Annotated in this window: 18 protein-coding genes; 8 read left to right on the top strand and 10 right to left on the bottom strand. The window is 67.1% G+C overall.

Annotated elements, in window-relative coordinates:
• Window positions 1-17 precede the first annotated feature (17 nt).
• Window positions 18-1,430, bottom strand: a complete 1,413-nt coding sequence (locus WAS25_RS14320; RefSeq protein ID WP_422313284.1) for a pyridoxal phosphate-dependent decarboxylase family protein — start codon at window positions 1,428-1,430, stop codon at window positions 18-20.
• Window positions 1,431-1,447: 17 nt separating this feature from the next.
• Complete coding sequence (locus WAS25_RS14315) at window positions 1,448-2,242, bottom strand: carbonic anhydrase (protein WP_422313282.1); 795 nt, start codon at window positions 2,240-2,242, stop codon at window positions 1,448-1,450.
• A 116-nt stretch (window positions 2,243-2,358) separates the two neighbouring features.
• On the opposite strand from WAS25_RS14315, the gene WAS25_RS14310 reads away from it, so the two are divergent.
• Window positions 2,359-3,975, top strand: coding sequence for a B12-binding domain-containing radical SAM protein (locus WAS25_RS14310; protein WP_422313280.1), 1,617 nt, complete (start codon window positions 2,359-2,361; stop codon window positions 3,973-3,975).
• Between the two features lie 34 nt (window positions 3,976-4,009).
• Here the strand turns inward: WAS25_RS14310 and WAS25_RS14305 are convergent, their stop codons facing one another.
• From WAS25_RS14305 to WAS25_RS14295, 3 genes are read right to left on the bottom strand one after another with little or no spacing between them, the layout of a single operon-like run.
• Window positions 4,010-5,308 (bottom strand): ABC transporter permease, encoded by a 1,299-nt coding sequence (locus WAS25_RS14305; protein ID WP_422313278.1) that lies wholly within the window; start codon window positions 5,306-5,308, stop codon window positions 4,010-4,012.
• Between the two features lie 9 nt (window positions 5,309-5,317).
• A complete protein-coding gene (locus WAS25_RS14300; RefSeq protein ID WP_422313276.1) occupies window positions 5,318-6,547 on the bottom strand; it encodes an ABC transporter permease in 1,230 nt (409 codons plus the stop codon).
• 5 nt (window positions 6,548-6,552) lie between these two features.
• Window positions 6,553-7,773: an efflux RND transporter periplasmic adaptor subunit gene (locus WAS25_RS14295; protein WP_422313274.1), complete on the bottom strand. Its 1,221-nt coding sequence runs from the start codon at window positions 7,771-7,773 to the stop codon at window positions 6,553-6,555.
• A gap of 163 nt (window positions 7,774-7,936) precedes the next feature.
• Here WAS25_RS14295 and WAS25_RS14290 point away from each other — a divergent pair, with 163 nt between their 5' ends.
• On the top strand, window positions 7,937-10,309 hold the full coding sequence (locus WAS25_RS14290; protein ID WP_422313272.1) for a TonB-dependent receptor: 2,373 nt from the start codon (window positions 7,937-7,939) through the stop codon (window positions 10,307-10,309).
• Between the two features lie 4 nt (window positions 10,310-10,313).
• On the opposite strand, the gene WAS25_RS14285 is transcribed toward WAS25_RS14290, so the two are convergent.
• Window positions 10,314-11,174 (bottom strand): transporter, encoded by an 861-nt coding sequence (locus WAS25_RS14285; protein WP_422313270.1) that lies wholly within the window; start codon window positions 11,172-11,174, stop codon window positions 10,314-10,316.
• Window positions 11,175-11,373: 199 nt separating this feature from the next.
• Between WAS25_RS14285 and WAS25_RS14280 the strand changes: the two genes are divergently transcribed.
• The 4 genes from WAS25_RS14280 to WAS25_RS14265 all read left to right on the top strand — a co-directional run bounded on the left by WAS25_RS14280 (window position 11,374) and on the right by WAS25_RS14265 (window position 18,195).
• On the top strand, window positions 11,374-13,455 hold the full coding sequence (locus tag WAS25_RS14280) for a S46 family peptidase (RefSeq protein ID WP_422313268.1): 2,082 nt from the start codon (window positions 11,374-11,376) through the stop codon (window positions 13,453-13,455).
• Window positions 13,456-13,550: 95 nt separating this feature from the next.
• A complete protein-coding gene (locus tag WAS25_RS14275; protein WP_422313266.1) occupies window positions 13,551-15,608 on the top strand; it encodes a S46 family peptidase in 2,058 nt (685 codons plus the stop codon).
• A 97-nt stretch (window positions 15,609-15,705) separates the two neighbouring features.
• Window positions 15,706-17,775, top strand: coding sequence for a S46 family peptidase (locus tag WAS25_RS14270; RefSeq protein ID WP_422313263.1), 2,070 nt, complete (start codon window positions 15,706-15,708; stop codon window positions 17,773-17,775).
• A 3-nt stretch (window positions 17,776-17,778) separates the two neighbouring features.
• On the top strand, window positions 17,779-18,195 hold the full coding sequence (locus WAS25_RS14265) for a nucleoside 2-deoxyribosyltransferase (protein WP_422313261.1): 417 nt from the start codon (window positions 17,779-17,781) through the stop codon (window positions 18,193-18,195).
• Here WAS25_RS14265 and WAS25_RS14260 read toward each other — a convergent pair.
• Window positions 18,182-18,823, bottom strand: a complete 642-nt coding sequence (locus WAS25_RS14260; RefSeq protein ID WP_422313259.1) for a MarC family protein — start codon at window positions 18,821-18,823, stop codon at window positions 18,182-18,184. The genes WAS25_RS14265 and WAS25_RS14260 overlap by 14 nt on opposite strands.
• Before the next feature lie 103 nt (window positions 18,824-18,926).
• Here WAS25_RS14260 and WAS25_RS14255 point away from each other — a divergent pair, with 103 nt between their 5' ends.
• Window positions 18,927-20,000, top strand: a complete 1,074-nt coding sequence (locus WAS25_RS14255) for an aldo/keto reductase (RefSeq protein WP_422313257.1) — start codon at window positions 18,927-18,929, stop codon at window positions 19,998-20,000.
• A gap of 409 nt (window positions 20,001-20,409) precedes the next feature.
• Window positions 20,410-21,414, top strand: coding sequence for an AI-2E family transporter (locus WAS25_RS14250; RefSeq protein WP_422313255.1), 1,005 nt, complete (start codon window positions 20,410-20,412; stop codon window positions 21,412-21,414).
• A gap of 49 nt (window positions 21,415-21,463) precedes the next feature.
• Here WAS25_RS14250 and WAS25_RS14245 read toward each other — a convergent pair whose 3' ends face one another.
• The 3 genes from WAS25_RS14245 to WAS25_RS14235 form a co-directional block, all read right to left on the bottom strand.
• Entirely contained in the window at window positions 21,464-22,276 is an 813-nt protein-coding gene (locus WAS25_RS14245; protein WP_422313253.1) for a nitrilase-related carbon-nitrogen hydrolase, read from the bottom strand.
• A 14-nt stretch (window positions 22,277-22,290) separates the two neighbouring features.
• Window positions 22,291-22,488: a hypothetical protein gene (locus WAS25_RS14240; protein WP_422313251.1), complete on the bottom strand. Its 198-nt coding sequence runs from the start codon at window positions 22,486-22,488 to the stop codon at window positions 22,291-22,293.
• A gap of 91 nt (window positions 22,489-22,579) precedes the next feature.
• Window positions 22,580-23,407 (bottom strand): NAD(P)/FAD-dependent oxidoreductase (locus WAS25_RS14235; protein ID WP_422313249.1); only part of this gene is annotated, 828 nt, incomplete at its 5' end.

Below are 23,407 nucleotides of genomic sequence, written 5' to 3'. Positions count from 1 at the left end.
GTTGGATTGTCGAGATTTCAGAAGGTGGTGCCTACCTGGAGGGCCTTCCAGAGGGCTTCCACGTGCCGCCGCTCAGTGGTCTCGGCACCGATGCTCACGCGGAGCATCTGCTTCCCTTTGAGCAGGGACGGTGTCAGGTAGGCACTGCCCCCTTCGTTGACGTGGCGGGCCAGTTCCAGGTTGTGGGCGGCTAGGGCGCCTTCACCCAGGCCGGGCCTGAGGTGGCGGATGCAGACCGTCTGCAACGGCACGGGTGCCAGGCGCTCCCAGTCGTCCGCGGCATCGACCTGCTCCTTGAGCCACTGGGCGTTCGCCAGGTCCCGACGCAGGCGTGCCTGCAGACCCACCACGCCCACGTCCATGAGATAGAACCAGAGCTTGAGGGCCCGGAAGCGACGCCCCAGCTGGATGTGCCAGTCCCGGAAGTTGCTCACCTGGCCATCCTGCGCCGTGCGCAGGTAGCTGGGGTTGGTGCTCATCACGCGGATGAGGTGCTGGGGATCCCGCACGAAGTAGGCGCTGAGGTCGAAGCCCACGCCCATCCACTTGTGGGGGTTGAACACCAGGCTGTCGGCTCGCTCCACGCCCTCCCACATCCAACGGCACTCGGGCAGCACCATGGCCGTGCCCGCGAGGGCGGCGTCCACGTGCAGCCACAGGCCGTGCTGCTCGGCGAGGTCAGCCATGGCCGCCACCGGATCGAGGGCCGTGGTGCCCGTGGTGCCCACGGCCGCCACCAGGGCACAGGGACGCAGGCCGATCTCCAGATCCCTCTCGATGGCGGCGGTCAACAGGTCCAGGCGGATGGCGTGGTTCTCGTCCGTGGGGATGAGGCGCAGGAAGCTGCGGCCGAAGCCCGCCAGCAGGGCCGCCTTCTCGATGGAGCTGTGGCCCTGGTCCGAGGCGTAGACCACCATTGGCGCCTCACCGCTCTGGAGGCCCTCCGTGTTCTGGGCGAAGTCGGACACCTTCTCCCGGGCGCAGAGCAGGGCGGTGAAGGTGGCCGTGCTGGCGGTGTCGTGGATGACGCCTGTGAAGGCTGGGCTCAGGCCCACCATCTGCCGCAGCCAGTCCATGACCACTTCTTCGACTTCCGTGGCGGCGGGGCTGGTCTGCCAGCTCATGCCCTGGGCACCGAGGCCCGAGGCCGCCAGGTCGCCGAGGATCGAGCTGTAGCTGGTGTTGCTGGGGAAGTAGGCGAAGAAGGAGGGGTGGTTCCAGTGGGTGATGCCGGGCAGCACATCCCGCTGTAGGGCCGCGAGGGCCTGGTCCATGCGGCCGCCATGGAGTGGTGGATGGTCCGGGAAGGCGGCCCGGATCTCGCCGGGCTTCACCTGGCTCATGACGGGCAGGCGCTCCAGCCCTTCGCGGTAGTCCGCGATCCAGTCCACGAGTTGGTAGCCGAGGCGGCGGAAGTCTTGGGCGTCCATGGCCCCAGTCTGGCAGGTCAGTGGTGCGCAGGTGCAGGTGCAGCAGCGCCCACCGGCTTGTAGAACGCCACCTTGCCGCTGGCCAGGTTGTAGAGGGCAGGCACGATCCAGAGCTTCTCGGCAGCGGCGAGGTCGCGCAACAGGGCGGAGCGGTCGAGCATGGCCTGGGCCTGGCGGCGGGCATTGGCCTCCTCCAGCCGGCCGAGGTGGCCCTTGGCGTCCTCGTTGGGATCCTGGGGCGTGCTCTCCAGCATGCCCGCCATGCCGGCCTGCAGGGCCCAGAGGTTGCCGGGCAGCGGCTTGCCGTTGGCCTCGCGCACGGCCTTCACGGCGCCGCAGCTGCTGTGGCCCATGACGACGATCAGTTTCGAGCCCAGGTGCTCGGCGGCGTACTCGGCCGAGGCGATGCCCTGCAGATCCGGCGCGTTCCCGGCCTCGCGGATGGTGAAGAGGCGCCCCGCCTCCTGGTCGAAGAGGAGGGCATCGGGTACCCGGCTGTCGGAGCAGGTGATGACCACGGCAAAGGGGGCCTGGCCACCGACCAACGCCGCGCGCATGGCCGCGTCGCGGCCGGTATCCAGGGTTCGGACGCGCTTCCCGGCCACGAACCGACCATTGCCGGCGCTGAGCTCGGCGAGGGCCGCGCTGGGGGAGTCCGGCGCGTCAGCCGCAGGGGCCGGACCGTGGGCAGCCGGGGCGGAGGCGTGGGCCTGGATTGCAGCCTTCGGCTTGGCTTTGGCCACCGGGGCCGCGTGTTCATCGGCCGGCAGGGCGAAGGCGGTCGTCACGAAGATCAGAGGCAGCAGTCGCACGGCGAACTCCACAGGGCTTCCTCTAGATCGGAGAGGGACTCCCGGGCCATGAGTCGCGGCTGGGAATCCTGCCATCCCGCCCTCGCCGAGGGGCTAGGCTGGTGGCAGGCGGAACCATGAAGCTGGCCCTGGTGGCGATCCACATCGAACCCTCTCCGCGGTCCCTGCCCCTGGGGCCGGCCATGCTGGCCTCGGTGCTCCAGGGTGCCTTTGGGGCGTCCATCGAGACCCGGGTGGTGGATGCCTTCGTGGCCGAGCAGACATCCGTCTGTGCCGCCAGAATCCTTGCAGGTGACCCTGACCTGGTGGGGTTCTCCATGTACGTATGGAACCGCAGCCAGACCCTGGCGATCGCCGCCCACCTGAAGACCGTCCGGCCGGACCTCATCCTCTTCGCAGGCGGGGCCGAGGCCACTGCGGATGTCGCGGGCGTGCTGGCGGATCCCGCCGTGGACTTCGTGCTGCCTGGAGAGGGCGAGGCGATCATCGTCGAGGCCATGCGACGCCTCCTCCAGGGGGACTCGCCCCAGGCGGTGGCCGAGTGGGCCAAGCCCATGCCCGTGCAGGACCTGACGGACCTGCCTTCCCCCTACCTGGATGGCACCCTGCGCCCGGAGGAATACGGCGGGGCGCTCTGGGAATTGTCCCGGGGCTGTCCCTTCACCTGCGACTTCTGCTTCGAGGCCCGGGGCACGGCGGGGACCCGCCGGATCCCTCTGGCCCGGGTGGAGGCGGAGCTTGACCTGTTCGAGGCGAGGGGCATCCGCGAGGTCTTCGTCCTGGATCCCACCTTCAACTACCACAAGGTCCAGGCCAAGCAGGTGCTGCGGCTCATCGCAGCCAAGGCGCCCGGCACCCACTTCTTCTTTGAGGTCCGCAGCGAGTTCCTCGACGAGGGGATGGCTGAGCTCTTCGCGGCCATCCACTGCACCCTCCAGATCGGCCTGCAGAGCGCCCACGATGACGTGCTCCGGAACATCAGCCGGAGTTTCGACTCCGATGATTTCGAGGCCAAGATCCTCCTGCTGCACCAGGCCGGCGTACCCTATGGCTTCGACCTCATCTACGGGCTGCCTGGCGACACCCTCGAGGGGTTCCGGGAAAGCGTGGATTTCGCCATGGGCCTAGTGCCCAACCACCTCGATATCTTCCGCCTGTCGGTGCTGCCGGGCACACGCCTCGCGGAGACGGCTGCCGGGCTCCACCTGCGGCACGAGGCGATCAATCCCTACCGGGTGCTCAGCTCGCCCAGCTTCAGTGTTGCGGACATGGACCTGGCAGGCCGCATCGCCCGGGGCTGCGACATTCTCTACAACCAGGGCCGGGCCGTGCCCTGGTTCGGCATGCTGCTGGAGCCGCTGGAGCTGAGGCCAGCGGAGGTCTTCGAGGCCTTTGCCGCCTGGCTGGAGCCCCACACCGAGGGTGCACCCATCGAAAGCATGCGCGGCTTCTTCCGATCCCTCTTCGAGGCGAGGGACAACCGTCTGCTGGGCGAGCTGGCCGCGGATGTGATCGCCTGCTTCGGACATTCCGATCGGGTCATGGAGGGTTCAGAGGCTGATGGGTCGGCTGTGGCGGGCCCCATCTTGTTCCACCACGACCCTCGGAGGTTGATGACCGAGATCGAAGCCGGCACCACCCGGCTGGAGGAACTGGCCTTCGGTGTGCCACCCAGTCCATGCGAGGTCGAGTTCTCCCGGACCGAGGGTGAGCTGGTGCTTCGCCTCCTCTGAGCCGCGAGGTCCAGGAGCCCGCAGCTACTCGTAGCTACTCGTAGCGCAGAGCCTCAATCGGATTCTGCTTTGCGGCCTTGAGGGCAGGCCACAATCCGAAGATCAACCCCACGGCCGTGCTGACGCCGAAGCCGAGGGCGATGCTCCAGAGGGGCGCGGCGGCGGGGAAGTCGAAGACGAGACGAACCAGCATGGCGATGCCAAGCCCCACGCCGATGCCGATGGCCCCGCCCACGCCTGTGAGGGTGACGGCCTCCACCAGGAACTGGGTGCCGATGTCCCTGCGGGTGGCACCCAGGGCCTTGCGCACCCCGATCTCCCGTGTGCGCTCGGTCACGGTGACCAGCATGATGTTCATGACGCCCACGCCGCCCACCAGCAGGGCGATGCTGGCGATGAGGATCATGGCCCCGGCGATGCCGCCGGTGATGGCGCGGAAGGTCTCGAGCTGGCCTTCGCTGGTGTAGATGGCGAAGTCGTTGGGGTCCTTGGCTTTCAGGCCTCGGCGGGTCCGCAGGATCGAGATGCCCTGGTCCATCATGGCCTGCATGCCCTGGGGGTCCTTGGGCACGGTGGCAATGTGGATCGTGTCGCCATTGCTGTTCTTCACATCGGGGAACATCTCGTCGAAGGTGCTGAAGGGGATGAGGGCGATGTTGTCCGCACTGCCGCCCATGAAGGACCCGCGTTTTTCCAGCAGACCGACCACCCGGAAGGGGATGCCGTTGACGAGCAGTTCCTGGTTGATGGGATCCCGATTGAGCCAAAGGGCCTCCGCCACATCCGGTCCGATGACGATGGTCCTGGCGGAGTGCGTGATGTCGGCTTCGGTGAAGAAGCGTCCATCGGCGATGCCGGCGTTGTTGGCCGCGGCATAATCTGGAACCACGCCCACCAGGTTCGGGCCATTGGCCTCCTTGCCCTTGCGGTTCTTGAAGGTGGTGGAGGCTGCCAGGGCGGGCAAGTTCAAGTACCGTTCAGGGCTGACGGCCGCTGCCAGGGTGTTGAGTCGCTTGAGGGCCTGGGCATCCTCGACCGTCAGGTTGCGGCGGCGACGTTGCTCCTCAGGTGGACCTGTGGGCCCGCCTCCGAAGCGGGGATCGTATTTCTGGTACTGCACCAGGGTGGTGCCGAAGCTGGAGAACGCGCCCGTGATGGCATCGTTGAAGCCCGCGACGAAGCTCACCATGGCGATGACGGTAGCCACGCCGGAGACGATGCCAAGCAGGGTCAGGAAGCTGCGCAGGCGCTGCACCAGGATGGAGCGCAGCGCGAAGCGGATATTCTCGAACCCCATGCTGCGGAGGGCTGAGCGGGTACGGGCGGAGGCCATGGCGATCCCCTACTCGGCCCGGAGGGCGTCGATGACGGGCAGGTTGGCGGCCCGGCGGGCCGGGAGGAAGCCGGCCAGCAGGCCCACCACCGTGGAGAGAGATATGCCCATCAGAACAATGCCCACGGTGATCTGGGCCGGGAAGCCGGTGGCGGCTTTGACCAGCAGGGCGATCCCGCCTCCCAGGAGGACGCCGATCAGGCCTCCGGCCATGGAGAGGAGGGAGGCCTCAAGCAGGAACTGGCGCTGGATGTCGCGCTTCCGGGCGCCCAGGGCCATGCGTACGCCGATCTCCTGGGTCCGTTCAGCCACGCTCACCAGCATGATGTTCATGATCACGATGCCACCTACGCCGAGGGAGACCGAGGCGATGAGGGTGAGCAGCACGAAGGTGGCCGTGCTGATCTGGCGCCAGAGCTCCTGGAGTTGGTCCTGGGTCAGGAAGCCCACTGGATCGGGATCCCGCCAAGAGGTATGACGCAGGGCCCGGATGAAAGCCCGCGTCTCGTCGATGGACGCGTCCAGGCCCTCCACGCCGCCCCTGGCCTTGATGAAGTAGTCCAGCTGGTCCTTCTTGGCATAGAAGTTCTTTCGATAGACCTGGAAGGGGATCAGGACGAGCTGGTCCCGGTTGATGCCCAGCCCCTTGCCCTCCTTGGGGAGGTGGCCGATGACCTGGAAGGGCAAGCCCCGGATCAGGAGGGTGCGGCCCAGGGGATCCTGGTTCGGGAAGACCTGATCCTTGATGTCGGCCCCGATGACGGCCACGTTGGCCGCGGACTGGTCCTCGGCATCCGTGAAGAGACGACCATTGCCCTGCGTGTCGAACCCCAGGATGGGGGCGAAGTTGGCCGTGCCCCCGACCACGATCGTGTCGGCCAGGCGCTTGTCGCCCACATTGACGGGCAGCTGTTTGAAGGAGCGGGTGCCGACCATGGCCGCATGGGTGAGCACGCCGCTGTTCAGCCGCTGATATTCCTCCCAGGACAGCTGGGGCCGCTTGACGGCCTTCAGGAACTCCTCACGGCTGCGGATGATGCCGAACCGCGTGACGATGTACATGTCCGGGGCGAGGACGATGATCTTCTCTTTGACGTAGGTGTTCAGGCCCGTGATGATCCCCACCACCCCCACGATGGTGGTGACGCCGATGATGATGCCCAGCAGGGTGAGGAAGCTGCGGAGCTTGTGGGCCCGGATGGCCCGCAGGGCCGCCCGGAACAGCTCTTGATGGTTCATGTGGGCTAGCCCTTCTTCTCGTCCTTCTTCTTGCTCTTCTCCTCGCGGACCTGTTCGCCGCCCTTGAGATCGCGCAGGATCCTGAAGGGTCCGGTGATGACGGTCTCGCCACCCTTGAGGCCTTCCAGCACCTCCACGTTTAGATCACCCAGGAGGCCCGTCTTGACCGGGAGGAACTTGGTCTTGCCTCCATCGAAGAGCCAGACTCCCTCTTCATCCCGGGGGGCTCCGGGCTTCAGCACTTCGCCAGCCTTGGGCTTGATCTCCCGCGTGACCAGGGACTGGATGGGGATGGCCAGGACCTGGTCGCGGCTGCCGGTGTAGATGTCAGCCTGGGCGGACAGACCGGGCTTGATGGTGAGGGGCGGGTTCTTGATCCAGACCTTTACCTTGAACTTGATGGCCTCATTGGCGCTGAGCTTCAACATGGGACTGCCGCCCACCTCTGTGACTTCGCCGTCGAAAGTCTGGTTCGGGTAGGCATCAATGCGCACCTGGGCCTTCTGGCCCTGCTTCACCGTGGGGATGGAGGCCTCGTCCACTTCCATCTCGGCTTCCACCTTGCTCATGTCGGACACGGTCACCAGCACGGTTCCGGCCGAATTCTGAATGCCGGGCACTGCGGTCTCGCCCAGTTCGATGCGGCGGGCTGTGACCACCCCATCCATGGGCGCGGTGATGGTGGAGTTGCGCAGGCCCACCTGGGACTGGCTGAGGTTGGCCTTGGCCTGGTCCGATCGCCGGCGGACGGTTTCCTGGGTGGCCTGGGCGGTCTCGAAGGAGGTCTTGGCCCGCTCAAAGTCGGCGGCAGAGATGATGCCTGCGGCGCGGTTGGCTTTGGCCCGCTCGAAATCCGACCGTGCCTGGGCCAGGTTGGCCGTGGCGGAGATCAGGTCCGACTGGGTCGCCTGCAGGTTGGCCTGCATGGCCTCAGTGCTGGCCTTGGCGCTGCGTGGGTCGATCTCCATGAGGAATTGGCCCTTCTTGACACGGTCGCCCTCCTTCACCGCGAGCTTGGTGACCTGGCCCATGACGTTCGCCGAGATGTCGGCCTTGGTCACCGCCTGGATCTTGCCGTTGGCGCTGACCTTCGACTGGAGGTTCTCCCGGCCGACCTTGGCCACCTGCACGGCCAGGCCCTTGTCCTGCATGCCGGCGATGGCGACGCCGCCCACCAGGAGGACCACGAGGCCCCCGCCGAGAAACCAAAGCTGCTTCCGCTTCATGTCGAAGACCTCCCCAAGGGGCAATAGATTCTTAAGCTTCGCCTATCCGGAGAAGTGGTTTAGTAATTGATTTTGCCATAAATGAAAGTTATTTCCATTGACCTTGTCGAATTCAGTTAGAAAATGGTTCCATCTGGAGGTGGTGGTGGAGACTCGAACCTTAGTGCGTCCTGCCCTGGTGGGTCTTCTGGCCCTGGGACCGCTGCTGGCCGCAGCGGCCAGCAGCGGCCTGGTGACCGGTCGAGTGGCCGACGACCAGGGGCATCCGGTGGCTGGAGCCACTCTGATTCTCTCGAATCCGGTATCGGGCTACCGCCAGAAGGTCCGCACGGATGCCAAGGGGGCTTTCGCCTTCCAGAATGTCCCCTTCAATTCCTACCACCTGGACACCCAGGCCGCCGGGCTGCTGGCGGGTCACCTTGATGTCGACGTCCACAGCCAGCTGCCCCTCGTGGTGCCGGTGACCCTGAGGCCCGAGGGTGCGGTGGTGGTGGTGGAGGAGAACCTGCGCCTGGTGGAGGACCACCCTTCCACCCACCTCGACATTGACAAAAGCACCATCGTGCGCACGCCTGCCGCCGTACAGAGCCGGGCCATGGAGAGCATCCTCCTAGCCACCCCGGGCTTCGTGGCCGACGAGAACGGGCGCTTCCACTTCCGCGGCAGCCACGGGCAGATGACCTACGTGGTGGACGGCATCCCGGTGTCGGATCAACTGCACGCCACCTTCAGCAACAGCCTGGACCCCTCCCAAGTGGAGAGCATGGAGGTCATCACCGGGGGCATCTCCGCGGAGTATGGCGGTAAGCCCGTCGTGGTGGTGAACGTCACCACGAAGTCCGGCCTGGGCACGCCCAACGGCTTCGAGGGCGAAGCCTCCATTGGCGTGGCGCGGTTCCGTACGGCTGAAGCCGGCTTCAACGCCAGGGGCGGAACGGCCGCCTTCGGCTGGTTCGTGAGCGGAGCCGCCAGCGAGAGCGACCGGTTCCTGGATCCCGTCAACTTCGAGAATCTGCACAACCATGGCAGGACCGGCCGCCTGTTCTCGCGCTTCGACTGGATCCTCGGTAGCCAGGACACCCTGCGCTTTTCCCTCTCCGGGGGCCGCACCGATCGCGAGGTCGCGAACCTCGCCTCGCAGCAGGCGCGGGGGCAGGACCAGCGGGCGGCCACCTCGGATGCCAGCGCGAGCCTGGCCTGGGCGCACCTGTTCAGTGCTGGGCAAAGTCTCGATGCCTCGGTGTTCTTCCGGGCCTCCCGGGCCGAGCTGAAGCCCACGGAGGACCTGGCGGATGGATTCACCGCGGGCGGCCCGGATTTCCCCTACTGGGCGAAGCAGGACCGCGGCCTGGACAACCTCGGCGCCCAGATCTCGTTTACCCAGCGCTGGGGCAAGGAAAACCTCACGAAGGTGGGCCTCCAGCGCATCGCCTTCCCCATCCACGAGCGGTTTGCTTTCGCCATCACGGACGATGCCCTGGCCCCGGGGCCCGGGGATCCGCTGTATCCCTACACTCCGTCCGGAGGGGGCCATGTCTTCCAGTTCGATGGGCGGCTGCGACCCACCCTGACCTCGGCCTTCATCCAGAACGATCTCCACTTCGGGGCCTTGTTTTTGGCACTGGGCCTGCGGCACGACGCTTACACCGTGGCCGATGTCTCCGACAACCAGCTCCAGCCGCGCCTGGGCCTCAGCTACCGCTTTGATGCCACGGGCACCGTGCTGCGGGCGAGCTACGACCGCCTGATGATCCTGCGCGAACACGAGAACCTCTCGCTCGCGCTGTCCCAGCAGGCCTGGGACCTGGGACCCTACGCGGGCACGCCTCGCCAGCCGCTGCGGCCCGAGCACCAGAATTCCTACAGCTACGGCATCGAGCAGCAGGTCGGCAAGGTGGGCCGGGTGATGCTGGAGTACTGGGAGAAGCAGAGCCGCAACGCCGGCGACAACGCCCAGTTCCTGAACACGGGGGTGCTCTTCCCGGTCGGCGCCGACCGGGGCATTTTCCGGGGCGTCAACCTGCGCCTTGATCTGGTGCCCGTGAAGGGCTGGTCCGGCTATCTGAGCCTCGGTCGCACCCGGGCCATCTTCCAGGCCCCCTTGGTGGGCGGGCTCCAGCTGGAAGCACCCGAAGCCGCAGCGGGTGAGCGCTTCCTCATCGACCACGACCAGAAACTGAGCGCCCAAGTGGGCTTGGTCTTCGAGCGGGACGGCTTCACCGCCCAGGTGATCGGCCGCCACGACTCCGGCCTGGTGGCGGCTGATCCTGCCGAAGCGGGTGGCAACCCCGACTACGTCTTCGGTGCCGGGTTTGTCCGGAAGGACTCCGAAGGCATCTGGCGCATCAAGCCCCGCACAACCTGGGATGTGAGCCTGGCCCAGGAGTGGAAGCTGGCCACCGGCCGCCTCGCGCTGGGGCTGGATCTCCTCAATGCCACCGACGAGAAGGGCCTCTACAACTTCCTCAGCGTCTTCGGCGGCACCCACGTCGTCCCGCCCCGCACCCTGGTGACGCGGCTGAAGTGGAAGTTCTAGGCGCTCACTTCCCCTTCAGGAAGGGGTGCTCGAAGCTCACATAGAGGAAGACGGCCTTCTCGCCGCGGCTGACCCCCACGCCGATGGGCACGGCGATGCCGGGCACGATCTGGAGGCCGCTGGGGAGGTTGTAGGCCCAGCGGATGCCGGGGCTCAGGTAGGTGGCAGACTGCGCCTGGGTCTGGTTCGGTCCATTGACTGCCTGGTTGCGGGCGTAGACGTATTCCAGCATCACGTTGAACCGGGGATGGGCTAGCCAGATGAAGCTCTGGCCGAAGAAGACATCCTGGGTGGTGGCGCTGTCCCCGAGGGGGTTCTTCGCGTTGGGGGTGCGGGTGGCCCCGGCGTTGAAGTGGCCGACAAAGGCACTGCCCAGGGTGAAGCTCACGGGCAGGTTCACCTGGTAGCCGGTGCTGCCCTTGCCGTAGCCGGTCTTCTCATCTCCGGTGGGCAGGAGGACGCTGAACCGCGGGGAGATGGCCACGGGGGCATCGCCATCGCCGACAAGCTGGTAGCGGTAGTTCAGGGCGACGTCGCCGAAGGCCTGCTTGCCGTCGAGGGACGTTCCCAGCCGCTGCCAGGGCAGGGTGAAGCTGAACTGGTGCTTCTGGCTGAAGACCGGCCATTCCTGGGTGAAGGTGTAGATCCAGTCCTTGGATTCCTGGTAGCGGGTGAAGGTGCTGATGTGTTGGACAACACCGGCTTCCTGGTTGTAGGCCTCCTCCACAAGGAAGGAGTTGTCCTGGATGGGGGTCTCCTTCTTCGGCTCCTCAGCGACCAACGATCCGACCACGAGAAGGGCGGGCAGGAGGTGCCTACAGGTGGAGAGGACGGGGGTGGCATTGCCAAGGGAGAGTGGGCGCATGGGGGCTCCGATCAACACACAAAGGATCAAACGTAGCATCTATGGACAGATCCGGTTCATCCCGAGGTCGGTCCCCCCTGTGTATCGAATGAAAACGCCCCTGCTTAATTCTTGAAGGGTAGGTGGTCAAAGCCCTTGAGGGGCGGCCCGGATACTTAGTGATACGATGGTCCGTCCTTTTGACCCCTTCGGAGCCTTCATGACCTCCCGTTCCCTGATCCTCCCCCTGCTGGCCTTCGGCCTGGCCGCGTCTGCCCTGAGGGCCGAGGAGGGCATGTGGACCTTTGACAACCTGCCCACCAAGGCCATCCAGGCCAAGTACGGCTGGGCGCCGGATCAGGCCTGGCTGGACCACGTCCGGCTCTCCTCCCTGCGCTTCCCCGGAGCCAGCGGCTCCTTCGTGAGCAAGGACGGGCTTGTCCTCACCAACCACCATGTGGGCCGGAACTGGGTCCAGCGGCTGAGCAGCAAGGACAACGACCTCCTCAAGAACGGGTTCTCCGCCACCACCCGGGAGCAGGAGCTCAAGGTGCCGGGGCTGGAACTGGTCACGCTCGTGGCCATGGAGGACATCACCGCCCGGGTGGCCAAGGCCGTCAAGGCGGACGCCTCGGAGAAGGAGGCCCTGAAGGCCCGGGAGACCGAGATCGAGAAGATCAAGAAGGAGATGCAGGAGAAGAGTGGGCTCACCTGCGAGCATGTGACCCTCTACCAGGGTGGCGAGCACTGGATCTACAGCTACCGCAAGCACACGGACGTGCGCCTGGTCTTCGCGCCTGAGCTCCAGGTGGCCCTCTACGGCGGCGATTTCGACAACTTCACCTACCCGCGCCACAGCCTGGACATCACCTTCTTCCGGGTCTATGAGAACGGCAAGCCCTTCCAACCGAAGGATTTCCTGAAGTGGACCGAGACCGGCGTCAAGGCGGGAGACCTTACCTTCGTCACGGGGCATCCCGGCCGCACCAACCGACAGGACACCTTCGCACAGATGACCTACTCCAGGGATTTCGCCATCCCCTCGCGCCTCAAGGGCCTGGAGCGCCGCAAGGCGGCCCTGCTGGAATACGGAAAGACCTCCACCGAAGCGGCCCGCCAGGTCAGCAGCCAGATCTTCGGCATCGAGAACAGCATGAAGGCAGTCACCGGCTACTGGTCGGGCCTAAAGGACAAGGAGGCCATGGCCCGCATCAAGGCGGACGAGAAGGCCTTCCGCGCCAAGGTTGCCAAGGACCCGAAGCTTGAAGCCTCGGCCGGTTTGAGCTGGTCGAAGATCGAAGGGGCCACCAAGGCAGCCCAGAAGCTGGCCAAGGATGCCCAGAACGTCGGCACCGCGAACTCAACCCTGCTGGGTTACGCCCTGAGCCTGGTGCGCATCGCCAATGAGGAGGCCCTGCCCAGCGAGCAGCGGCTCCCCGAGTACAGCGACGCGAACCTCAAGAACGCCAAGACCCGCCTGGGCGTTCCCGGTCCCTTCTACAAGGAGCAGGAGACCTTCCTCTTCACCAAGGGCCTGGAGGAGGCTGCCCGGGAACTCGGGCCTCAACATCGGTTCGTTAAGGCCATGCTGGGCGGCAAATCCGCCGCGGAAGTGGCCAAGGCCGCCGTGGCCGGCTCCAAGCTGCAGGACCCGGAGGTCCGGAAGATCCTGCTCGCGGGCGGCAAGAAAGCCATCGCCGACAGCCAGGACCCCATGATCCTCCTGGCCCGCAAGCTCGATCCCATCAGCCGCGACCTGCGCAAGAAGCAGGAGGAACAGGTGACCAGCGTGATCACCGAGCACGGCACGCGCATCGCCAAGGCCCGCTTCGCCGTCTTCGGGAAGAACACCTACCCGGATGCAACCTTCACCATGCGCCTGTCCTATGGCGCCGTGGCCGCCTATCCTGCCAATGGCACCCTGATCCAGCCGTTCACCACCTTCGGCGGCCTCTTCGACCGCTACGACGGCTGGGGTGGCAACGAGGCCAGGGCGCATGAGGGCGCCTGGATCCTGCCCCAGCGCTGGCTGGACCAGCGGTCCGCCCTCAATCCCGCCATGCCCTTCAACTTCGTCCACAAGGTGGACACCGTCGGCGGCAATTCCGGCTCCCCCGTCGTGGACAAGAAGGGCGAGCTCGTCGGCATCCTCTTCGATGGCAACATCGACGGCCTTCCCGGCAACTACTTCTACGACGAGAAGGTCAACCGCTCGGTCTCCGTGGACGCCCGCGGCATCGTCCACGCCCTGGACAAGGTGTATGGCGCCACCGGGCTCGTGGCCGAACTGACCGTTAAGTAAACACTCTCACCGCGAAGACAGGACGACCACGACAATAGCCGTTGTGCTCGTGGTCTTCCCGTCTTCGTGGTTCTTTCTATCGATCAGGAGTCTCCATGCGTCTCACCGCTCTCGCCCTGCTGCTCGTCCTGCCCACGCTACGCGCGGACGAGGGCATGTGGACCTTCGACAACCTGCCCACCAAGAAGATCCAGGCCAAGCATGGCTGGGCCCCGGACCAGGCCTGGCTGGACCACGTGCGCCTGTCCGCCGTCCGCTTCCCCGGCGGCTCCGGCTCCTTTGTGAGCAAGGACGGCCTGGTGCTGACGAACCACCATGTGGGGCATCACTGGATCCAGACGGTGTCCGATGCGCAGCACGACTACGTGAAGCACGGCTTCGTCGCCGGGACACGGGAGCAGGAGGTCAAGGTGCCAGGTCTGGCCCTGTTCACGCTCCTGGAGATGGAGAACGTGTCGGAGCAGGTCGAGAAGGCCGTGCCGGCCGGGGCCGACGAACAGGCGTCGGCCAAGGCCAAGGCCGCCGCGCTGGCGGCCCTGGTGAAGGAGCAGACCGCGAAGACCGGCCTGGACTGCCAGCCCGTCTCCCTCTACCAGGGCGGGCAGACCTGGATCTACCGCTACAAGAAGCACTCGGACGTGCGTCTCGTGATGGCGCCGGAGTATGGCGTGGCCGCCTTCGGCAAGGACTGGGACAACTTCAGCTGGCCCCGGCATGACCTGGACTTCAGCCTCTTCCGCGTCTACGAGAACGGAAAGCCCTATGCCCCCGCCCACCACCTCGCCTGGACCAGCAAGGGCATCGGCTACGGCGACCTGACCTTCACGGTCGGCCACCCCGGCCGCACCTCGCGTCTCGAGACGGTGGCCCAGATGGAGGCCAAGCGCGACGTGACCAACCCATTGGCCCTCCGCGGCCTGGACCGGATGCGCGCCTCCTTGCGGGCCTACGCGGTCCAGGGCGAGGAGCAGGCCCGCGTCGTCTCCGACCAGCTCATGGGCGTCGAGAATGCCTACAAGGTGGTGACCGGCGAGACCGATGGCCTTCGGGACAAGGTCGCCATGTCCAGAGTGGCTGCCGCGGAGCAGGACCTGCGTGCCAAGGTGGACGCCGATCCCAAACTCAAGGCTTCCGCGGGCCAGAGCTGGGCGAAGGTGGAGGAGGCCGTGGCCCAGCAGAAGGCCGGGGCCGCCGAGGCCTCGCTCCTCGGCGCCATGCGAAGTGAGATCCTCGGCGGTGCCATCGCCCTGCACCGCCACGCCACTGAGTTGCAGAAGCCGGCGGAACAGCGCGGGCCGCAGTACCAGGATGAGAAGGCCCTCGCCGGGCTGAAGGCCCGTCTCGTGAGGATCGACCCCGCCAATGCGGGGCAGGAGCCCTTCGTGCTGCAGGGCATCATGGCCTCGGCGCAGCAGGAGCTCGGTGCCGGGCATCCCATGACGCAGGTGCTGCTGGGCGGGAAGTCGCCTGAGGCGGCGGCCAAGGCGCTGCTTGCCGGTTCCAAGATCAGTGACCCGACCCTGCGCAAGGTCCTGGTCGAGGGGGATCCAAAGGCCATTCTCGAGCACACCGACCCGGCCCTCGTCCTGGCCCGCCAGCTTGCCCCCAAGCTGGACGAGCTCCAGAAGAAGCAGCAGGGGCTGCAGTCGGTGATCTCCGAGCACCTCACCCGCATCGCCAAGGCCCGGTTCGCCGTCTACGGCACCTCCACTTACCCCGATGCCACCTTCACGCTCCGCCTTTCCTACGGTGCCGTCGAGACCTATCCCCTCGCTGGCACCCTCGCCCAGCCCTTCACGACCTTCGCCGGGCTCTACGACCGTGCTGCCGCCTGGGGTCCCAAGGCCGAGGAGGGCTCCTGGGCGCTGCCTCCCCGCTGGCTCGAGCGCCGCGACAAGCTGAACCTCTTCACGCCCTACAACTTCATCACCACCAACGACATCATCGGTGGCAACTCTGGCAGTCCGGTGGTGGACAAGCGCGGCGAGCTGGTGGGCCTGGCCTTCGATGGCAACATCGAGAGCAATGCGGGCCGCTACTACTTCGACGCCCGCGTGAATCGCTGCCTCTCCGTGGACGCCCGCGCCATCCTGGAAGCGCTGGACAAGGTCTTCGACGCCAAGCACCTCGTGGCCGAGCTGACCGGAAAGTAATTACTCTCACCACGAAGACAGGAAGACCACGAAGACTAGCTGCAGTCCTTCGAGGTCTTCCGGTCTTGGTGGTTCCATTTCTCAACGGGAGCCAACCATGCGCCTCTCCGCCCTCGTCCTGCTCCTCGCCCTGCCCGCGCTGCGCGCGGACGAGGGCATGTGGACCTTCGACAACGTGCCCGTCAAGGCCATCCAGGAGAAGTACGGCGTGGCCCTCGACGCGGCCTGGTTGAAGAACCTGCAGCTGGCCACCCTGCGCTTCCCCAACGGCACCGGCGCCTTCGTGAGCCGGGATGGCCTGGTGATCACCAACCACCACGTGGGCCGCGACGCCATCGCCCAAGTCTCCAGCGCGAAGGCCGACTTCGTTCGCGACGGCTTCACCGCCGCCACGCGGGGCCAGGAGATCCGGGTGCCCGGCCTCGAGCTGATGCTGCTGGTCTCCAGCGAGAATGTCACTGCCCAGGTGAACGAGGCCGTTAAGCCCGGCACCGCCGACAAGGACGCCCTCACCGCCCGGCGCAACGCCCTGGCCGAAGTGCGCAAGGCCGAGGAGGCGAAGACCGGCCTCACCTGCGAGCCCGTCACCCTCTACCAGGGCGGCGAGTACTGGCTCTACCGCTACCGCAAGTTCAAGGATGTGCGCCTGGTGGCGGCGCCGGAGGTGCAGGTGGCCAGCTTCGGCGGCGACCCGGACAACTACACCTACCCGCGCTGGAACCTGGACTTCGCCCTCTTCCGCGTCTACGAGAATGGCCAGCCCTACCAGCCCGAAGCCTTCCTGCCCTTCGCCCGCACGCCCCTGAAGGCCGGTGACCTTACGGTGATCTCCGGCCATCCCGGCGTCACCTACCGCGGCCAGACCCTGGCCCAGATGCAATACGCGAAGGAGGTGGGCATCCCCTTCCAGCTGGCCTTCCTGGCCCGCCAGCGCCGCGCCCTCGAGGCCTATGCGAAGACCTCGGCGGAGGCCGCCCGCATTGCCGCCGACGCCATCTACAGCATCAGCAACGGCCAGAAGCGCGTCACCGGGCAGCTCATGGGCCTCTCCAAGCCCGAGAGCCTCGCCCAGGTGGCCCAGCGCGAAGCTGAACTGCGCGCCACCGTGGCCCGTGAGGCGGGCCTGACGGCCATCGCCGGCCCCAGCTGGGACCGGATTGCCGAGGCTGTGGCCCGGCAGAAGGCCCTGCTCAAGGAGTACACCTGCCTCGGTACTCGCCGGATCGACCTGTTCGGCCACGCCCTCACCCTCGTGCGCATCCTGGAGGAGGAGGCCAAGCCCACCGCCCAGCGCCTGCCCGAATACAGCGAGGGCAGCCTCAAGGCCACCCGGGAACGCCTACTCAATCCCCGGCCCATCCAGATGGGCCTAGGCGAGGCGCAGCTCGCCTGGGTGCTGCGCGAGGCCTTGGAGCAGCTTGGCGCGGGCCATCCCTACGTGAAGACCGTCCTGGGCGGACGCAGCCCCGAGGCCGTGGCGAAGGAGGCCTGCGCCGGCACCCGGCTGCAGGATCCCGTCTTCCGCAAACAGCTCCTGGAGGGCGGCCGCGAGGCTCTCGCCGGCCATCCAGATCCCATGCTCGCGCTGGCGCGCAAGCTCGAACCCTTTCAGCGGGGCGTTCAGCGGCAGTGGGAGGACCAGGTGCAGAGCGTGTTTGCCGAGCACGGCGGGCGCATCGCCCGGGCCCGCTTCCAGGTGCTCGGCAAGTCCCAGTATCCCGACGCCACCTTCACCCTGCGCCTGAGCTGGGGCCCCGTCGCCACCTACGACACGGGCAGCGGCACCAAGGCCCAGCCCTTCACCACCTTCCTCGGGCTCTACGACCGCCACGAGGGCTGGGGCGGCAACGCCGCGGCCGCCGAGGACGGTGCCTTCACGCTGCCCGAGCGCTGGCTGCAGGCCAAGGGTCGCCTCGCACTGGAGACGCCCTTCAACTTCGCCTACGGCTGCGACACGGTGGGTGGCAACTCCGGCAGCCCAGTGGTGAACGCCAAGGGCGAGTTCGTGGGCATCAACTTCGACAGCGTGCTCGAGGGGCAGGGCGGTTACTACGTCTACGACGCCGCCACCAAGCGCGCCGTGGCCGCCGATGCCCGCGCCATCCTCGAGACCCTGCGCAAGGTCATGGGCGCCGGCCACCTCGCGGAAGAGGCCCTGGGGAAGTAACCCGTGGACCTTTACTTCTCCTGCTCCCTCACAGGTGGCCGCCAGGACCAGCCGGTCTACGCGGCCCTGGTGGCCCACCTGCAGTCCCTCGGCCACCGCGTGCTCACGGATCACCTCGCTTCCGAAGCCGTGATGGCCGCGGACGGCGGGATGGCTCCGGAGGCCGTCTTCACGCGGGACACAACCTGGCTAAAGGCCTGCGAGGCCGTCATCGCCGAAGTGAGCACGCCCTCCCACGGCGTGGGCTTCGAGATCGCCTACGCCCTGGAGCGGGGCAAGCCCGTGCTCTGCCTGGCGCGGGAAGGGGTGCGTGTCAGCAAGATGCTCACGGGCATCCGGCAGGCCGGCTTCGTCTTCGCCACCTACGCCACACCCGAGGAGGCCCTGGTCCGGGCGGAGGCTTTCCTCACAGCCCCCTGATCAGTTCCCGCAGGCCGCTCCACACGATCTGCACGCCGATGGCCAGCAGAATGAAGGCCGACAGCTGGGTGAGCGTGGCCTCGCCGGTGGCGCCCAGGCGGCGGATGGCCTTGGTGCCATAGCGGTAGAACAGGAAGACCGTGAGGGCCGCCAGCCCGATGCCGCAGCTCGTGGCCAGGAAGCTGGTGAAGGTCTGCGGGTGCCAGATGGGTCCCCGCGGCACCAGGCTCAGGGTCACGGCGATGGAGCCGGGCCCCGCGGTGAAGGGCATGGTGAGCGGGAAGAAGGCCTTGTCCAGCAGGACAGTCTGCAACTCCGCCTTGTCGGACTCGCTCACCCGCGGGTCACGGTTCAGCATCCGCCATGCGCTGTGGAAGACCAGCAGCCCGCCCGCGATGGCGATCACGGGGATGGAGATGCCCAGCAGCTTCAGCGCCCAGCCGCCCAGCACCAGCAACAGCGAGAGGAAGGCCCAGGTGTAGAACCCGATGAGGGCCGCCAGGTGGTTGCGCTGCTCGTCCCGCACGCCGCTGGTGAGTTGGAGGAAGATGGGCGCCATGGCCGGCGGGTTCAGGATGGGGAAGAGCGCCAGGAAGGCGAAGAGCATGGTGTTCAGGAAGACGGCCAAGCGGGGCTCCGTTCAGGCACATGCCTGGAGCGATGCTACCCATTCCATCGCCCGGGCGGTCTTCCTTACGCGATACTTGGATTAGTTTCAGCAGGAGGAACCCATGTCGGATTCTGGAACCACTCGTCGTGACCTGTTCAAGCTTGGCGCGGCCGCCACGGCGGGGCTGGTCGCCACCCGGCTGGGTGCGCTGGAACCCCGCGAGGCCGCAGGGCATAAGGCCTTGGCAGCGGCGCCCACCAATCCGGTGACGGCGGGCGCCATGCCCACCCGCAACCTGGGCCGCACGGGGCACCTGGTGGGCCTCTTCAGCCTGGGCGGCCAGGCCGCCATCGAGAAGCCGGAGAACGAGAAGGTGGCCGTGCCCCTCATCGAGCGGGCCCTGGATCTGGGCGTGAACTACCTGGACACTTCTGCCCGCTACGGCGGCGATGCCCGCTGGAGCGAGCATTACTTCGGGCAGGTGATGAAGCGCCGGCGGAAGGAGGCCTTCCTCGCCACCAAGACCCATGACCGCACGGCGGACGGCTCGCTCCGAATCCTGGAGACGTCCCTCAAGCTGCTGCAGACCGATCACGTGGACCTCTGGCAGCTGCACGCCATGAGCACCATGAAGGATGTGGACGATGTCTGCGCCAAGGGCGGCGCGCTGGAGGCCTTCCAGAAGGCCCGGGACCAGAAGCTGGTGCGCTTCCTGGGCCTCAGCGGCCACACGGATCCTGACATCCTGGCCGAAGCCATCCGCCGCTTCCCCTTCGACTGCGTCCTCATGGCCTTCAATGCCGCCGACACCTGGCACCTCCCCTTCAAGAAGACCCTGCTGCCCCTGGCCATCGAGAAGGAGATGGGCATCATCGGCATGAAGATCCCCGCCCGGGGCCGCATTCTCGAGGGCGTCCAGCCCCCGCCGCCCGACAAGCAGCGCGGCACCGCCAAGCACGACCGCCCCGGCACCCTCACCATGAAGGAGGCCATGCGGTACACCCTGAGCCACCCCGTGAGCACCGTCATCATCGGCGTGGACAACGTGGCCCAGCTCGAAGAGAACGTGAAGATCGCCCGGGAATTCTTGCCCCTGAACCAAAACCAGCTGGAAGCGTTGGAGCAGAAGGTGAAGCCAGTCTATGGGCAGGCGTCGTGGTACAAGCGGGATGCGCCGGCGAATCCTGCGAAGTAGAAGGAGGTCTAGCCCCGAAGAGCACAGCTGAACGCCGATAGGGGCCAACAATTCCGAAACGGGCGCAGGGTGGTCATTCTCACCAGTTCTGCCGGGAACGGCCTGTGAAGATACATCCGCCATCCGCGGGTTCGGTTCGCATCCTGCATCGTTTGGCAAATCTCCAGGGAACCCGCACCACCTGCCCGAGGCAGCTGGTCAAATCCTTGAATTGGGGCCATGGTGAAGTAGCGGATCCGCAGTCGGGAAGCTCCCACCGCTGGAGGTTCGTCCATGGAGCTGATGACCAGTCAGCCCTCTGATGGAACGGGCTAGAACGTTGGCGATGCCCTTCGAACTCGGCCCGATGTCCGAACCGGCAGGCCCACCCGGGCACGGAGGGCGGACCTCACCGTGGCGGATTCAGACGGTGGTCCTGCTTGGGACCATCGCCTTCGGAGGCTACCTCTGCTACCGGATGACCCTGCCGTTCCTGCCCGCGCTCGCCTGGGCCGGGGCGCTGGCCATTCTGTTCGCGCCGCTGCACCGCTGGCTGGAGTCAAGGCTACGGGGCGCCAACTTGGCTGCGGGTGTCTCCCTGCTGCTGGTGGCCCTGATCGTGGTGGTGCCCGCCACCTTCCTGGGGCAGCGGCTGCTCCAGGAGTCGGCGCGGGGGGCAGTCCTCATCAAGACAAAGGTCGATTCCGGCGAATGGCGTCGCACCCTTGAGGCGCAGCCGCGCCTAGCGCCTGCTGCCCTCTGGATCGAGCGCCAGGTGGACCTGCCAGGCACCGTCCAGACGCTGACCACCTGGTTGACCACCAAGGCCGGTTTGCTCGTGCAGGGGTCCGTCATCCAGCTGATCGGCCTCTGCCTCACGTTCTACCTCTTCTTCTATTTCCTGCGCGACCGGCAGGCCGCGCTCCGGTCCCTGCGCTTCCTGTCACCCCTCTCCCCCGGCGAGATGGACCACCTGTTCACGCGGGTCGAAGATACTGTATTCGCCACCGTCTACGGGACCCTGGCCGTGGCTGCGGTGCAAGGCTGCCTGGGGGGACTGATGTTCTGGTGGCTCGGCCTTCCGGCTCCCCTACTCTGGGGCGTGGTCATGGGGCTGTTGGCCGTGGTGCCGGTGCTGGGGGCCTTCCTGGTCTGGGTGCCCGCGGCCCTGTTCCTCCTGTTGGAGGGCAGCTGGGGCAAAGCCCTGCTGCTGACGATCTGGGGAACCGTGGTCGTCGGCGGCATCGACAACCTACTGCTGCCCGTTCTCGTCGGGAACCGCCTCAAGCAGCACACCCTCCTCGCGTTTCTGTCCGTGGTCGGCGGGCTCATGGTGTTCGGGTCCGCAGGGCTCATCCTCGGCCCGGTGGTGCTGACCGTCACCACCGTCCTCCTCGAGATCTGGCGCGAACAGGCCACGGCTGACCGCCTGTGACAGGCCTGGCAGCACCAGGCACGTCGGCCCGGGCGCCAGCCGCCTTGCTTCACAGCTGCGGGTAGACGTCCGCTCGGCGATCCTTCAGCACCGGGAATCGTTCCCGCCACGCGCGGAGCTGGTCCAGGTCGAGGTCGCCTACCACTAGGCCCTCGCTGGCACCTCCGGCCGCGATGACATCGCCGAAGCAGTTGTGGAGGGCGGAGCAACCTGGATAGTCGAGTCCCATGGCATCGCGGCCCACCCGGTTGACGCCACAGACGGCAGCCTGATTCTCGATGGCGCGGGCAGCCAACAGCGTGGACCAGGCGGCGATGCGGCGGGCAGGCCAGTTGGCGGGCACGAAGACCACCTCGGCGCCTTTGGCCGCGAGGGCCCGGAAGGGCTCGGGGAAGCGCAGGTCGTAGCAGATCTGCAGGCCGCAGGGGATGCCGTCCACCTCGAACACGGGGCACGCGGTGCCGCCGCTGTAGTGAAGGTGCTCTTCGCCGTAGGAGAAGGGGTGGAGCTTGCGGTAGACCGCCAGGAGTGAACCGTCCGGCGCTGTGACGAAGGCCGCGTTGCGGGGGTGGGGCGCGTGGGCCTCCACCATGGAGCCCACCAGGTAGAGGTCAAACTCGCGGGAGAGTGTCGCCACGGCCGCCACTGTGGAGCCGGGAATTGGCTCGGCGAAGGGCTCGGGCGCCATGGTGAAGCCCACGGTGAACAGCTCCGGGAACACGGCCACGCGGGCTCCCGCGCGAGCCGCCTCCTCGACGAAGCCTCGGGCCCGGGCCAGGTTGGCGGCTTGATCCTGCCAGAGGGTGTCCTGCTGGATCAGGGCGACACGGAGAGTGGTGGGCATGGCGGGATGGTACGGCATGGCCTCTGGGAAGCCTATCCCTCCGAGGTGAGCTCCCGCTCGAGTAGGGCCCAGACCCAGGACTCGTTCACCGCCAGGCGGGGCGTCAGTTCCAAGCTGGCCACCCGCCAGCCCTGCCGTCCCTGCTCATTGAGGGCGGCCTCGATCTGGGGCGGGTGGGGATATTTGGGGTCGAGAGGGATCTGCAGGGCGCGATAGGTATAGCGGGTCATGGCTGCCTCCTGGCGCCAGTCTCGGAGTCCCGTGTAACAGAGCTGTGAACCCCTGCTGAAGCACCCTGGGCGACCGCCGAGTGGCTGGACCTCAGGGGCGAGCGGGTCGGGTCGTTAATCGTCCCGGGTCCAGCAGGCCTGCCTGGGTCTTGCCGAGGAACACCTCTGCGGCCAGGGCTCCCACGGCCAGCCCGCTGGTCATGCCGTGGCCGCCCAGGCCGGCAGACCAGAAGAGGCGGGGGTTCCACGGATCCCAGCCCAGCACGAAGCGACGGTCCGGCGCGAAGGTGCGCAGGCCGGTCCAGTACCGGGTGACGGGGCGCTCCGCCAGGTGCGGGGCCAACTCGCGGAGGCTCGCGAACAGGCCCTCCAGCACGGCGGGATCGGTGTCGGGCTGGCGGCCACGGGGGGGCAGGGGCACGACGATCTCTTCGCATGGGCACATCAACAGGCCCCCGCTTTCCGGACGCAGGTAGAAGGGGCGGTCCACCCACCAGGCCCAGGGATCCTGCTGGGGATGGGCCGCGCCGCTCCACACCAGGGAGCGCCGCAGGGGCGTGAACGCAAGCTGGGAGCCTGCGCTGCGGCCCAACTCCCCGGCCCAGGCCCCGGCGGCGATGGCCAGGCGCCTCGCCTGCAGGGGACCGCGATCCGTGTCGAGATCGAAGCCGTCCTCGGTGGGCTTGAGCGCGAGCAGGGCACAGCCGTAGCGCAGGTCCACGCCGCCCGCCCGGGCCTCCTCGGCGCAGGTGCGCAGCAGGCCCGCGATGTCGATGACACCGTCGCCGGGGATGGCCAGGTGTTCCGCCGCCTTCAGGCCGGGCAGGGGGATGCCCTCGCCGCGGTGGACTTCCACGCCATGCCGCGCGGCCTCGGCCTCGAAGGCCGCCAGGGGCCCGGGGTCGGCGCTCACCAGCAG

The organism is Geothrix sp. (genome assembly GCF_049292215.1).
GTDB lineage: Bacteria > Acidobacteriota > Holophagae > Holophagales > Holophagaceae > Geothrix.
Note: the sequence above shows the minus strand (reverse complement) of the source record. Positions and strands in the feature narration are given on the sequence as shown.